The organism is Kribbella sp. NPDC003505 (assembly GCF_040610875.1).
Lineage (GTDB): Bacteria > Actinomycetota > Actinomycetes > Propionibacteriales > Kribbellaceae > Kribbella.
On record NZ_JBEXNA010000001.1, the window covers coordinates 421,407 to 433,223 of the forward strand.

Annotated in this window: 13 protein-coding genes; 8 read left to right on the plus strand and 5 right to left on the minus strand. The window is 68.7% G+C overall.

Annotated features, from left to right (window positions below):
• The first annotated feature begins 56 nt into the window (after positions 1-56).
• Positions 57-551 carry a GNAT family N-acetyltransferase gene (locus ABZX12_RS01890; protein ID WP_355688926.1) on the plus strand — a complete coding sequence of 165 codons (495 nt, stop codon included), beginning with the start codon at positions 57-59 and terminating at the stop codon, positions 549-551.
• Here the strand turns inward: ABZX12_RS01890 and ABZX12_RS01895 are convergent.
• Positions 537-1,484: a sigma-70 family RNA polymerase sigma factor gene (locus ABZX12_RS01895; protein ID WP_355688928.1), complete on the minus strand. Its 948-nt coding sequence runs from the start codon at positions 1,482-1,484 to the stop codon at positions 537-539. The two genes, ABZX12_RS01890 and ABZX12_RS01895, sit on opposite strands and share 15 nt — an antisense overlap.
• 135 nt (positions 1,485-1,619) lie before the next feature.
• On the opposite strand from ABZX12_RS01895, the gene ABZX12_RS01900 reads away from it, so the two are divergent.
• The gene (locus ABZX12_RS01900; RefSeq protein ID WP_355688930.1) at positions 1,620-2,990 is read left to right on the plus strand and encodes an MFS transporter; all 1,371 of its coding nucleotides are present in this window, start codon (positions 1,620-1,622) and stop codon (positions 2,988-2,990) included.
• On the opposite strand, the gene ABZX12_RS01905 is transcribed toward ABZX12_RS01900, so the two are convergent.
• On the minus strand, positions 2,987-4,081 hold the full coding sequence (locus ABZX12_RS01905; protein ID WP_355688932.1) for an S-(hydroxymethyl)mycothiol dehydrogenase: 1,095 nt from the start codon (positions 4,079-4,081) through the stop codon (positions 2,987-2,989). The two genes, ABZX12_RS01900 and ABZX12_RS01905, sit on opposite strands and share 4 nt — an antisense overlap.
• 118 nt (positions 4,082-4,199) lie before the next feature.
• Here ABZX12_RS01905 and ABZX12_RS01910 point away from each other — a divergent pair, with 118 nt between their 5' ends.
• Genes ABZX12_RS01910 through ABZX12_RS01925 form a run of 4 tightly spaced genes read left to right on the plus strand, consistent with a single transcriptional unit; the run spans position 4,200 to position 7,814 of the window.
• Positions 4,200-5,081, plus strand: coding sequence for an ABC transporter ATP-binding protein (locus ABZX12_RS01910; protein ID WP_355688934.1), 882 nt, complete (start codon positions 4,200-4,202; stop codon positions 5,079-5,081).
• A complete protein-coding gene (locus ABZX12_RS01915; protein ID WP_355688935.1) occupies positions 5,078-5,899 on the plus strand; it encodes an ABC transporter permease in 822 nt (273 codons plus the stop codon). Before ABZX12_RS01910 ends, ABZX12_RS01915 begins: the two co-directional genes overlap by 4 nt.
• Before the next feature lie 53 nt (positions 5,900-5,952).
• On the plus strand, positions 5,953-7,176 hold the full coding sequence (locus ABZX12_RS01920) for a sensor histidine kinase (protein WP_355688937.1): 1,224 nt from the start codon (positions 5,953-5,955) through the stop codon (positions 7,174-7,176).
• Positions 7,173-7,814: a response regulator transcription factor gene (locus tag ABZX12_RS01925; RefSeq protein WP_355688939.1), complete on the plus strand. Its 642-nt coding sequence runs from the start codon at positions 7,173-7,175 to the stop codon at positions 7,812-7,814. Before ABZX12_RS01920 ends, ABZX12_RS01925 begins: the two co-directional genes overlap by 4 nt.
• On the opposite strand, the gene ABZX12_RS01930 is transcribed toward ABZX12_RS01925, so the two are convergent.
• From ABZX12_RS01930 to ABZX12_RS01940, 3 genes are all read right to left on the minus strand, one after another.
• A complete protein-coding gene (locus ABZX12_RS01930) occupies positions 7,811-8,701 on the minus strand; it encodes a hypothetical protein (RefSeq protein WP_355688941.1) in 891 nt (296 codons plus the stop codon). The genes ABZX12_RS01925 and ABZX12_RS01930 overlap by 4 nt on opposite strands.
• Positions 8,701-8,949: a hypothetical protein gene (locus ABZX12_RS01935; protein ID WP_355688942.1), complete on the minus strand. Its 249-nt coding sequence runs from the start codon at positions 8,947-8,949 to the stop codon at positions 8,701-8,703. Before ABZX12_RS01935 ends, ABZX12_RS01930 begins: the two co-directional genes overlap by 1 nt.
• A 74-nt stretch (positions 8,950-9,023) precedes the next feature.
• Positions 9,024-9,863 carry an isoprenyl transferase gene (locus ABZX12_RS01940; protein ID WP_355688944.1) on the minus strand — a complete coding sequence of 280 codons (840 nt, stop codon included), beginning with the start codon at positions 9,861-9,863 and terminating at the stop codon, positions 9,024-9,026.
• Positions 9,864-10,450: 587 nt separating this feature from the next.
• Between ABZX12_RS01940 and ABZX12_RS01945 the strand changes: the two genes are divergently transcribed.
• A complete protein-coding gene (locus ABZX12_RS01945; RefSeq protein WP_355688945.1) occupies positions 10,451-10,810 on the plus strand; it encodes a hypothetical protein in 360 nt (119 codons plus the stop codon).
• Complete coding sequence (locus ABZX12_RS01950; RefSeq protein WP_355688947.1) at positions 10,804-11,811, plus strand: hypothetical protein; 1,008 nt, start codon at positions 10,804-10,806, stop codon at positions 11,809-11,811. Before ABZX12_RS01945 ends, ABZX12_RS01950 begins: the two co-directional genes overlap by 7 nt.
• Positions 11,812-11,817 lie beyond the last annotated feature (6 nt).

Genomic DNA, 11,817 nt, shown 5'->3' on the forward strand with positions numbered 1-11,817 from the left:
TACCGGACTCTTCCGGCGGGAGGCTTTTCTGCGTTCCGATCCTTTGAAGGAGACCTATGTCCGATCTTCTGGTGCGCCGCGTGGACGCTTCCGACCGAGCTCTGATGGAGCGGTTGTGGCTGATGTTCCGCCACGACATGTCCGAGTTCCAGGGTCAGCTCCCGCGACCCGACGGCAGCTACCGCACCGAGTGGCTGGAGAACGCCCTGACCGGCCATCCGGAGTGGGCCGGGTACGTCATCTCGCTCGGCGAGAACCCGGTGGGGTTCTGCCTCATGCGCGCACTGCAGCAGCCGGTCCACGTGCTGAACGCGTTCTTCATGGTGCGACCGGTGCGTCGCAGCGGCCTCGGCCTACGGGCGGTCCAGGAAGTGCTGTCGCGCCACCCCGGCCCCTGCGAGGTCGCGTTCCAGGCCAACAACGAGAAGGCGGTCAGGTTCTGGCAGCGGGTAGCGACCGAGATCTCCGGCGACGTCTGGACGCAGGAGGCTCGGCCGATCCCGGGCAAGCCGGACGCGCCGCCGGACCTGTGGATCTCATTCAAGGTGTAAGGGCAGGTCGAAGTACGCGAAGAGGTCCTGGCCGAAGAACACGACGTTGTGAGTGATGCCGGCCTTGGTGACCGTGAACACCTGCAAGCTGTGCGCGTGGAAGCGGCCGTCGTCCCCACGCACGTAGGCGCCGACGGCCGGCTGCTGGTTGGCCACGGTCGGCAGCACTCGCCAGGCCGGGCCGCGCATCGCGTACACGCGGGCCATGAACTCGCCGTACGCGTCGCGCCCGACGTACCAGAGCGGGGCCGGCGGCATCTCCAGGACGACCTGGTCGGTGAGCAGCCGGGTCAGGCCGTTGACGTCGGCAGCCTCGAAGGCCCGGACGTAGTCGTCGATGACGGAACTGGTCTCCCGGTCGTCAGGCTCGTCGACGTCGTCCTCGGTGATGTCGATCTCGGCCAGCCTGGCGCGGGCCCGCTGAAGCGCGCTGTTCACACTTGCGGTCGTGGTTTCCAGTGCCTCGGCGATGTCCGCGACCGGCCAGTCGAGGACGTCCCGCAGTACCAGGACGGCACGTTGCCGGGCCGGTAGGTACTGCATGGCGGCGATGAGGGCGAGCCGCAGACTCCCCTTGGCGGCGATCGCAGCGGCCGGGTCGCCGGCCGTCGGAAAGGGCTGCAGCCAGGCCACGTCCGTGTTCAGCTCGATCGCCGCCTGGGCGTCCTGGCTTGCCCTGACGAGTCCCGACGGCAGCGCGCGCCGGCCCCTGCCTTTGAGAGCAGTCAGGCACGCGTTGGTGGCGATCCGGTAGAGCCAGGTCCGCATCGAGGCGCGCCGCTCGTCGTACGAATCAGCGGCGCGCCATGCACGCAGCAGCGTCTCCTGCACCAAATCTTCCGCGTCCTGGATCGACCCCAGCATGCGGTAGCAGTGCACCAGCAACTCACGCCGGTGCGGCTCGGCCCTCAGGTCGAATTCGTCACGGTCCATCGAGGTCAGCCTCCCACGGTCCGGTTGCCGGAGTACGTACTGCGCAACCTCGCGAAAATCATCGGTCGGCCGCCGATGAATCCTGCGGACCCGCCAGGTATACCCCACGTCCCGTGCAGACAAGGGAGAAACCTGATGACCGCTGTAACAACCACCGACCGCCCGGCGGGCCCGGACACCCGGCGCGGGCTGATGCTCGCCGTCCTGCTTCTCGGCCAGTTCATGGCGCTGCTCGACACCTCGATCGTGAACGTCGCGATGCCGGCCATCGGTGCCGGCTTCCACGCCTCCGGCGCTTGGCTGCAACTGGTCGTCGGCGGCTACCTGGTCGCGTACGCGATGATGCTGGTCACCGGCGCGCGGCTCGGCGATCTCTACGGTCGCCGCCGGACGTACGTGACCGGCGCGATTCTGTTCACCCTCGCGTCACTCGCCTGCGGCCTGGCCCCGGCGATCCTGCCGCTGGTGCTGTTCCGTTTCGTGCAAGGGATCGCGGCGGCGCTGATGGTCCCGCAGATCATGAGCCTGATCCAGGCGCATTTCACCGGTTCGGCCCGGGCCAAGGCCTTGTCGGCGTACGGCATGACGCTGTCCGCCGGTCAGGTCGCCGGGCTGATCGCCGGTGGGCTCCTCGTCGGAGCGAACCTGCTCGGCTCCGGGTGGCGCCCGGTGTTCCTGGTGAACGTCCCGGTCGGCATCTGCCTCGCACTGCTTGTACCGCTGTCCGTGCCGGCGGACCGGCCGGGCGCGACGCGCCGTCTCGACGTCATCGGCCTGGCACTGTCGACCTGCGCCGTACTGCTGATGGTGCTGCCGGCGGTGGTCGGTCACGAGGTCGGCTGGCCGCTCTGGACCTTCGGCTGCAGCGTCGCCGGGGTGGCGGTCGCGGTGGTCTTCGTACGGTTCGAACGGCGGCTCGCGGACCGCGGCGGCGACCCGCTGCTGAACCTCGACGTACTGCGCGCCCGCGGTCTGCCATCCGGTCTCGTGACGCTCGTCTGCACGCTGCTGGCGATGGGCGGGTTCCTGTTCACCTTCACCCTCCACCTGCAGAACGCACTCGGTGAATCCCCTGAGCAGGCGGGTCTCACCTGGCTGCCGTTCGCCGTCACGTTCGGCGTGGTCGGCTATTTCTGGCGTGTCCTCCCGCGCCGCGTGCACCACCTGGTCGTTCCCGCCGGCCTCGCGTTGTGCGCGCTCGGCTATGCCGGCGTCAGCTTGTCCGTTCTGTGGCCTGGTCTCGTCCTGGCGGGCGCAGGCATGGGTCTGGCCGCGAGCCCACTCGTCACCCAATCCCTGGTCCACGTGCCGTTGGCCCGGGCCGCCGACGCGAGCGGCATCCTCACCACCGCCATGCAACTCAGCCAGGTCGGCGGCGTCACGCTGTTCGGAACGCTGTTCCTGTCGGTCCGGTCCTTCGGCACGACGAGTTGGTCGATCGCGTCGACGGCCGCGATCGGCATCGTCGCGGCCGGCTTCCTCGCCCGGGCGGTCCGAGCTCGCTAGAAGACAACGACCGAGCGCAGGACGTCCCCGTGATGCATCTTCGCGAAGGCGTCCTCGACCTCGTCCAGCGCGATGGTCTCGGAGACGAAGCGGTCCAACGGCAGGCGGCCCTGGAGGTGCAGGTCGATCAGCATCGGGAAGTCACGGGTCGGCAGACAGTCGCCGTACCAGCTCGACTTGAGCGAACCACCGCGGCCGAAGAAGTCCAGCAGCGGCATCTCCAGGCGCATGTCAGGAGTCGGTACGCCGACCAGCACGACCGTGCCGGCCAGATCGCGGGCGTAGAACGCCTGCCTCCAGGTCTCGGGCCGGCCGACCGCGTCGATCACGACGTCGGCGCCGAAGCCGCCGGTGAGCTCCTGCACCGCCGCGACGACGCCGTCGTGGTCGAGCGTCGTGGAGTTCACGGCGTGCGTGGCGCCGAGCTCCTGCGCGGTGGCGAGCTTGCGCTCGTCGATGTCGATCGCGATCACCTTCGCGGCCCCGGCGAGACGGGCGCCGACCACGGCCGCCGTACCGACGCCGCCCGAGCCGATCACGGCGACGGTGTCGCCGCGGCCGACGTTGCCGGTGTTGATCGCGGCGCCGAGGCCGGCCATCACACCGCATCCGAGCAGGCCGGCGACCTCGGGCTTCGCCGCCGGGTCGACCTTCGTGCACTGCCCGGCCGCGACCAGGGTCTTCTCCGCGAACGCCCCGATACCGAGCGCGGGGCTCAGCTCGGTGCCGTCGGCCAGCGTCATCTTCTGCTGCGCGTTGTGCGTGTTGAAGCAGTACCAGGGCCGACCGCGCAGGCAGGCGCGGCAGTTGCCGCAGACCGCCCGCCAGTTCAGTACGACGAAATCGCCTGGCTGCACATCGGTGACGCCGTCGCCGACCGCCTCCACGATCCCCGCGGCCTCGTGCCCGAGCAGGAACGGGAACTCGTCGTTGATCCCGCCCTCGCGGTAGTGCAGGTCCGTGTGGCAGACCCCGCACGCCTGCACCTGCACGACCGCCTCACCCGGACCCGGGTCCGGGATCGTGATCTCCTCGATCGTCACCGGCGCACCCTTGCCCGCCGCCGCCACACCACGCACCGTCTGAGCCATTCCCCGAACCTAGCTGGCTCGACCCACCGGCGTACACCCTTGTGTCCACCGGTCGGGGGACAGCCCGTCCGCCGAGCGGTGCTCCCGGCAGATGGTCGCGGGCAGCCAGAGTTGAGGCATGGACAACGACGACGCAGTGCGGGTGCGCGGTCTGGTCAAGAGGTACCCCGACAAGGTGGCGGTCGACGGGGTCGACCTGGACATCCACCGGGGCGAGGTGTTCGCCCTGCTCGGGCCGAACGGGGCCGGCAAGACGACGACCACGGAGATTCTGGAGGGGTATCGCCGGGCCGACGAGGGCGAGGTGAGCGTGCTGGGCACCGACCCGGCGCACGGCGACCGGTACTGGCGGGCGCGGCTCGGGATCGTTGCCCAGACCACGCGGGACGAGGCGGTGCTGTCCGTCGCCGAGATGATCACCCATTTCGCCGGGTACTACCCGAACCCGCGGGACCCCTCGGACGTGATCGCCGCGGTCGGCCTGGAGGACAAGCGCAAGACCCGGGTCCGGAACCTGTCCGGCGGCCAGCGCCGCCGGCTGGACGTGGCGCTCGGCGTGATCGGCAACCCGGAGCTGCTGTTCCTCGACGAGCCGACCACCGGGTTCGACCCCGAGGCGCGCCGCCAGTTCTGGACGCTGATCGAGGAGCTCCGCACCGAAGGCACCACGATCCTCCTCACCACCCACTACCTGGACGAGGCCGAGCACCTGGCCGACCGGGTCGGCGTGATCGCCGACGGCCGGATGGTCGAGATCGCGACGCCGGACACGCTCGGCGGCCGCGGCGCCCGCACCGCGCGCGTCTCCTGGCTGACCGCGGACGGCCCGCGCGAGGTACGCACCGACCGGCCGACCGCCGAGGTCGCCCGGCTGATGGCCGAGTACGGCGGCTCGGAAGTGCCGGAGCTGCAGGTCCGGCGGCCGAGCCTGGAAGACATCTACCTGGAACTCATCGCAGTGGCGAGCGCTGCCCCGGAACCGGAAGGAGCTCTCGCGTGAGCCCCGAAGTGAGCACCGTACTGCCGTCGCCGCTGAAGGTCGGACTGTCCCGCACCGGAATCGAGGTGAAGGAGTTCTTCCGCGAGCGTGAGCAGCTGATCTTCACGTTCTTCTTCCCGATCATCTTCCTCGGCATCTTCTCCGCCGTGTTCAGCGGCACCGACTTCTCCGGCGGCGTCACCGCCGCGACCTACTTCACCCCCGGGATGATTGCCTCCGGCATCTTCCTGACCAGCTTCCAGTCGCTGGCCATCGCGATCGCGATCGAGCGCGACCAGGACGTCCTCAAGCGGCTGCGCGGCACGCCGATGTCGCCGCAGTCGTACTTCATCGGCAAGATCGGCATGGTCCTGGTCACCTCGGTCCTGCAGTTCGCCCTGCTGCTGACGATCGCCGGCCTGCTGCTCGGCGTCGCCGTCCCGACGGCGCCGGAGAAGTGGCTGAACTTCCTCTGGATCTTCGTGCTCGGCACCGCGTCCGGCTCGGTGCTCGGCATCGCGTTCTCGGTCGTCCCGAAGTCCGGACGGGCGGCGTCCGCGGTGGTCACGCCGGTGGTCCTGCTGCTGCAGTTCATCTCCGGCGTGTACTTCGTCTACAGCAGTTTGCCCGCCTGGATGCGGACGGTGTCGGAGTTCTTCCCGCTGAAGTGGCTCGCGCAGGGCATGCGGTCGGTGTTCCTGCCCGACGGGTACCAGGTGAACGAGCCGGGCGGGTCCTGGCAGCTCGGCACCGGCGCGATCGTCCTCACCGTCTGGCTGCTCGTCGGCCTGTTCCTCGCCCAGCGCCTGTTCCGCTGGACCCGCCGGGACGCGGGCTGATGGTCCGCCCCGCCTGGACCGGACCGCGGGTCTGGATCCTGGCGTGGAGGATGATGGGGTCCGTGCAGAGCTCACGAGACAGTGCCGGGCAGCCCGTCTGGACACGGACGCTGATCGGCTGGCACATCGTGTTCTGGGTGCTGCTCGGCATGACCCTGGCCCTGTCGTTCACCGGCGATCTCGGCGCGACCCGGCAGGCGGTGTACGTCGGTACGGTCGTGCTGCTCGGCGCGGCGTACCAGTTCGTCGGGCTGCCCGCGGTCCGGTCCCGGCGGGCGCTCCCGTCGTACAGCTATCGGCTGGTCCTGATCGCCTGCCTGATGGTGCTGATCGGGATCTATCCGCAGTCGGTGTTCCTGATGTTCATCGCGTCGGCGCAGATCTGGTTGCTGTGCGAGGACATCCGCGAGGGCGTCGGCCTCAGCCTGCTGCTGGTGGTCGGCGTCGGTACGGCGCAGTTGTGGAGCGCCGGGTGGGGCTGGGACGCGTTCTGGGAGATCCTCCCGTGGATGCTGGTCAGTCTGGTGGTCAGCCTGTTGTTCGGAATCTGGATCGAGAAGGTGATCACCCAGAGCCAGCAGCGCGCCGAGCTGATCGAGCAACTCGAGTCGGCCCGCGACGAGCTCGCCGAGGCGCACCACAGCGCCGGTGTGATGGCCGAGCGGGAGCGGATGGCGCGCGAGATCCACGACACGCTCGCGCAGGGCATGACCTCGATTGTGATGCTCGCGCAGGCCGCCGCCGTCGAGCTCTCCCGGGGCGGAACCGACGGCGCCGCGGCCCGGCTGGCGGCGATCGAGGACACCGCGCGGGAGAACCTGGCCGAGGCGCGGGCGCTGGTCGCCGCTTTCACCCCGGTCGCGTTGTCCGAGGCAACCTTGACCGAAGTACTGCGCCGGCAGGCGGAGCGGTTCGCCGCGGAGACCGGGGTCGACGTACAGGTCGCGCTGGACCTGCCGGACGACGAGGTCGCGGCGCTGCCGCAGGCGCAACAGGTGGTACTGCTGCGGTCGGCGCAGGAAGCGCTGGCGAACGTCCGCAAGCACGCGGCGGCCACACAGGTGCTGATCACGCTCGGGCTGTCCGACGGCCGGGTGTGGATCGAGATCCGCGACGACGGATCCGGGTTCACGCCGGGTTCGGTGTCGGGCGGCTTCGGGCTCAGCGCGATGCGCGGGCGGGTCGAGGAGTCGGGCGGCAGCGTCGAGGTGGAGAGCAGCCCCGGTCACGGCACCCGGGTGCAGGTCCTGATTCCGGCAGTGCAGGAGGATGCGTGATCCGGGTTCTGGTGGTCGACGATCACCCCGTCGTACGGTCCGGGCTGAGCGGGATGCTCTCGGTCACCGACGACATCTCCGTCGTCGGCGAGGCAGGTGACGGCTCGGAGGCGCTGGCGCTGGTCGAGTCGACGCTGCCCGACGTCGTACTGATGGATCTGCGGATGCCGCGGATGGACGGGGTGGCCGCGACCGGGGCGATCGTGTCCGGCTACCCGTCGACGCGGGTGCTGGTGCTGACGACGTACGACACCGACACGGAGATCCTGCACGCGGTCGAGGCCGGCGCTGCGGGATACCTGCTGAAGGACACGCCGCACGTCGAGCTGCTGAACGGGATCCGGGCGGCCGCGCGCGGTGAGACCGTTCTCGCGCCGCCGGTCGCAGCGCGGCTGATGTCGCGTCTGCGGACGCCGGCAGCGCCCGCCGCGGCGCAGCCGTCACCGCGCGAACTCGAGGTGCTGGCCGCGGTCGCCCGCGGGCTCAGCAACGCCGAGATCGGACGCGAACTGTTCATCGGCGAGGCGACGGTCAAGACACATCTGCAGCGACTGTTCGCCAAGCTCGACGTCGACGACCGGACGCGAGCGGTCACCGTGGCGATCGAACGCGGCCTGCTCCCCTCACCTGGCCGCTAGCGCTGCACTCCGGCTTCCTGTGCGGGTCCGTCCAGCCGCCGGCGCAGCTCCTCCTGCGAACTGCTCTGGACCTGCTGGTCCCTGGGGGTGGGGTTCGTTGCGGCCTGCACGCTCTTCGTCAGGTCCTTGGCGTCCCTCTCCGCGTCCTTGGCCGCGACCGCCCCGTCGATCGCCTGCTGCGTCGCCTTCTCGACGGCAGACTTGTTGGCCACGACCGGACCGTGCGCCTCACGAACCCTGTTCTGCGCGGCGACCAGCTCGCCACGCAGCCTGCTGCTGGTCGACGTGATCTGCTCGGCCATTTGACCGCTTCTGAGGTGCCTTGGGTCCTGCTCGAAACGGGACGTGATCGTCCGCACTGCCTCAACGCGCTCCACGACGTCCGCGACAGCCTCATGTGCCTTGTCAACAACGCCTTTGACGCCTCGGACGTTCGCGAGCAGGTTCTTGTCGCCGTCGTACTCCGGCATGCGGTCGAGCGCGTCGGCATGCTCCGCGGCCGTGCCGAGGTGCTTGCTGCTGCGGTCCAGCCGGTCGCGCAGGTCGGCCAGGTCCTCCCACGTCTCCCGGAGCGCCGACGGGATGTTCGCGGCCTCACCCACCGAGTTGCTGAACGCGCTCACCAGCGCCCTGTCCGCCTCGTCCGACTGCGCAACGTCCTTGCCGGTCGCCGCAGCTTGCCGCTTGCGACTCGCGTCCTGCTCCAGCGCGGAGACCCGCTCGGCCGAGTCGGCCAGGGACTGTACGTCGCTGAGCCGCCGGGTCAGCGCGTGGTCGACCTCCTGCTCGCCCAGCACGCGCTCGGCGCGCACGAGCACGTTCTTCGCCTCGTCCATCGCCGATGCGACCTCGTGCGTCCGCCCGGCAACCTCGGCCAGATTCACCATCAGCTCTCCCAGCGCCCCGCTCGCTCGTCCTGCTCTGGCTGCTTGTCCTGCTCTTGCTGCTCTTGCTGCTCTTGCCGCTCTTGCTGCTTGCCTTGCTCTTGCTGCTCGTCGTGCTCGTGCCCGTCGTGGTTGTCGTGGTTGTCGGCGGGGAGTCTGGCGCGGATGGACTCGGCCATCCGGCGTACCTCCTCGCGCGCGGCGACCAGTTCCCGCTCGGCGGTCTGCCGCGGTGTCTCGTGCTCCGGCACGCTCCAGCTCCTGTCGTCGGGGAATCCTCCAACGACCATGGACGCGGCCGTACCCGTCCGCGGTTCCACCGGTCTCAGGTCTGCGGCGCGACCTCGTTCGGCACCGCACCGCCGTACCGCCGGTCCCGCTGCGCGTAGATCTCGATCGCCCGCCACAGGTCGCGGCGGTCGAAGTCCGGCCAGAGTGTGTCCAGGAAAACCATCTCGGCGTACGCGAGCTGCCACACCAGGAAGTTGCTCGTCCGCTGCTCCCCGGACGACCGGACGAACAGGTCCACCTCGGGGATGTCGGGCGCGTACAGGTGCCGGGCGATCGTCTGCTCGGAGATCCGGTCCGGCTTCACCTTGCCCTCGGCAACCTCCCGCGCGATCGCCCGCATCGCGTCCGCCAGCTCCGCCCGGCCGCCGTAGTTCACGCAGAACTGCAGCGTGATCGTGTCGTTGTGCTTGGTCCGCTCCTGCGCGTACTCCAGCTCGTCGATCACGCTCTTCCACAACCGCGGCCGCCGCCCCGACCACACCACCCGGACGCCCATCGCGTCCAGCTCGTCACGCCGCCGGTGGATCACCTCGCGGTTGAACCCCATCAGGAACCGCACCTCTTCCGGCGACCGCGCCCAGTTCTCGGTCGAGAACGCATACGCCGAGATGTACTTCACCCCGATCTCGATCCCGCCCTTGATCACATCCAGCAGGCTCGCCTCACCCGCCTTGTGCCCCTCGGTCCGCGCCAGCCCCCGCTGCTTGGCCCACCGCCCGTTCCCGTCCATCACAATCGCCACATGCCGCGGCACCAACTCCTTCGGAACCCCCGGCGGCCGAGCCCCCGAAGGATGCGGCTCCGGCGCCACCACCACCTTCTCCCCCACCGGCCCCGAACTCCCCCGACCCCGACGACGACCTAAAGGCGACATACCCCGAAGTCTCCCACCCCCACCCGCCCCACCACCCGGCGGTGGCCGACCCGCCAACTTCGGCTGGCGGGGCGACACCGCGACGGCCCCAGGCAGGCTGACAGGACAGCCGCGGTCCGACGCGACCAGGCAGCAGCCGAACGTGTACCCCAACCAGGCGCCGCACCGCCCAACCCCACCCTCGGCAGCCCGTCGTACGGACAGAATGCACAGAGTGACCACAGCAACCAACCACTAACTCACCGTCACTGCAGCAACCTGCAACCTGTGGACAACCGACCCCGCCGAACACCCTCCGTATGCCACCCTTACACCAACAGCACCCAAGAACGGAGCCCCACCACATGCCCCGCCGACCGGCCCTCATCACAGCAGCCCTCTGCGCCCTCACAGCGCTGACCGCTTGCCAAGGCTCCCCCGAAGCCGGTCAGCCCAACACGACCCCAACCTCTCCGAGCACGACAGCCACGCCTACAATTTCAGCCACACCAACGCGCCCGACGGCCGAGCAGGCTGCCATTACGGCTGCCAAGGCGCGCTTTGTCACGGCGTCGGCAGCGGTCGACACCGCGCTCAACAATCCTCCCGTGGCGACTGAGGCCAAGCTGCTGCAGGCGGGGGTCGGCGGCGAGTGGCTCGTCCAAGTGCTGGGAAGCGTCGGGTTCAACAAACAGCGCGGCTGGTATCAGGACGGGAAGGCCAGGGTCGAGTCGATATCCGTCGCCTCAGTCAATATCACGGGCGAGCAACCCGAAGTACGTCTCAACGTCTGCCTGGACGCCTCGAAGATTTCGTTGCGCTACCTCGCGACACACAAACCTGTGCCTGTCGGCCCCGGAACGACCGGACGAAGCAAAGTACAAGCAAAGCTGGCCTACGCGCCTCCAGTCGGTCATTCCAAGAAGATGTGGTTCCTCATCGATCAACAGGACGCCGGAACATGCTGAAGCCTCTGCTGCGACTGGTTGTCGGCATCCTCGTCGGCGGACTCGTTGTGTCGTCTCTCGCGTTTGCAGAGACATCGTCGACCGCATCGAAGAAGCTCCCGCCAAAGCCGGACGGCGACTACGTTCCATTTTGCCTGCCGAACGGGCCTTGCTGGTGGGTCCTGCGCGCCACGATGAAGATTCCCGAAGAGACGGAGGCGCCAGGAAAGAAGCCAGCCAAGTCGACCGAGCGAACGCCGGAGCGGGTCTGCCATGATGGCGGGGCCGCACGTTCATGCACGTCGGATCTGGGCAATTGGTCGAACAGCCAACAGTGCTACCTGAAACGCCTCTCCCCGCAGCCTCCGAAGAGCGATCCCTCGTGGCAAGGACACACCGACGGCGCAATCTGGGTCTGCGTTCGCGAGCAGGGCACACGATTCGTCACGCGGTGGATCTGGTTGCCCGGCAGGCCCGACACAGTCGTGGTCGACCCGCTGACCTTGGTTTACGAGGCAATCGCGCAGATGCACCCGGGACCGCCCATCATCAAGACGGCGCCGGACGCCAGGCAGGTCGGCTTGGTGAATATGCCCGTCTGGTTGTGGGTGAACAAGACAGAGAACACCTGGGGGCCGATTGTTCGGAAGGCGAGTGTGCCGGGGTTGTCGGTTACGGCTACTGCTCAGGTGAAGGCCATCAATTGGTCGATGGGGGACGGGCAGACGGTTCGGTGTGGAGGGCCGGGGACGCCGTACGACTCTTCGATGGGCGTTAAGGCCTCGCCTACTTGTGGGCATCGGTATGCGAAGACTTCGCGGGAGTTGGCGAACTGTAAGTATCCGGTGACGGCTACTGCGCAGTGGGAGATCACCTGGCAGAGCACCTTGGGTGATACGGGGCAGATTTCTATGACTCAGCAGGCCTCGACGCAGTTGCGGATCGGTGAGGCTGTGCCGGTTCTCGTGGATCCGGATGGTGGAGAGGTGACGCCGGCTGATGGTCGTGGTGGGTGTGGATAACTTCCG

What these genes read in the sequence shown, in the direction of transcription:
- ABZX12_RS01940 (WP_355688944.1), bottom strand. Translation starts at nt 9,863, where the DNA reads ATGTCGCCTTTAGGTCGTCGTCGGGGTCGGGGGAGTTCGGGGCCGGTG.
- ABZX12_RS01895 (WP_355688928.1), bottom strand. Translation starts at nt 1,484, where the DNA reads ATGGACCGTGACGAATTCGACCTGAGGGCCGAGCCGCACCGGCGTGAG.
- ABZX12_RS01910 (WP_355688934.1), top strand. Translation starts at nt 4,200, where the DNA reads ATGGACAACGACGACGCAGTGCGGGTGCGCGGTCTGGTCAAGAGGTAC.
- ABZX12_RS01930 (WP_355688941.1), bottom strand. Translation starts at nt 8,701, where the DNA reads ATGGTGAATCTGGCCGAGGTTGCCGGGCGGACGCACGAGGTCGCATCG.
- ABZX12_RS01900 (WP_355688930.1), top strand. Translation starts at nt 1,620, where the DNA reads ATGACCGCTGTAACAACCACCGACCGCCCGGCGGGCCCGGACACCCGG.
- ABZX12_RS01890 (WP_355688926.1), top strand. Translation starts at nt 57, where the DNA reads ATGTCCGATCTTCTGGTGCGCCGCGTGGACGCTTCCGACCGAGCTCTG.
- ABZX12_RS01920 (WP_355688937.1), top strand. Translation starts at nt 5,953, where the DNA reads ATGGGGTCCGTGCAGAGCTCACGAGACAGTGCCGGGCAGCCCGTCTGG.
- ABZX12_RS01905 (WP_355688932.1), bottom strand. Translation starts at nt 4,081, where the DNA reads ATGGCTCAGACGGTGCGTGGTGTGGCGGCGGCGGGCAAGGGTGCGCCG.
- ABZX12_RS01950 (WP_355688947.1), top strand. Translation starts at nt 10,804, where the DNA reads ATGCTGAAGCCTCTGCTGCGACTGGTTGTCGGCATCCTCGTCGGCGGA.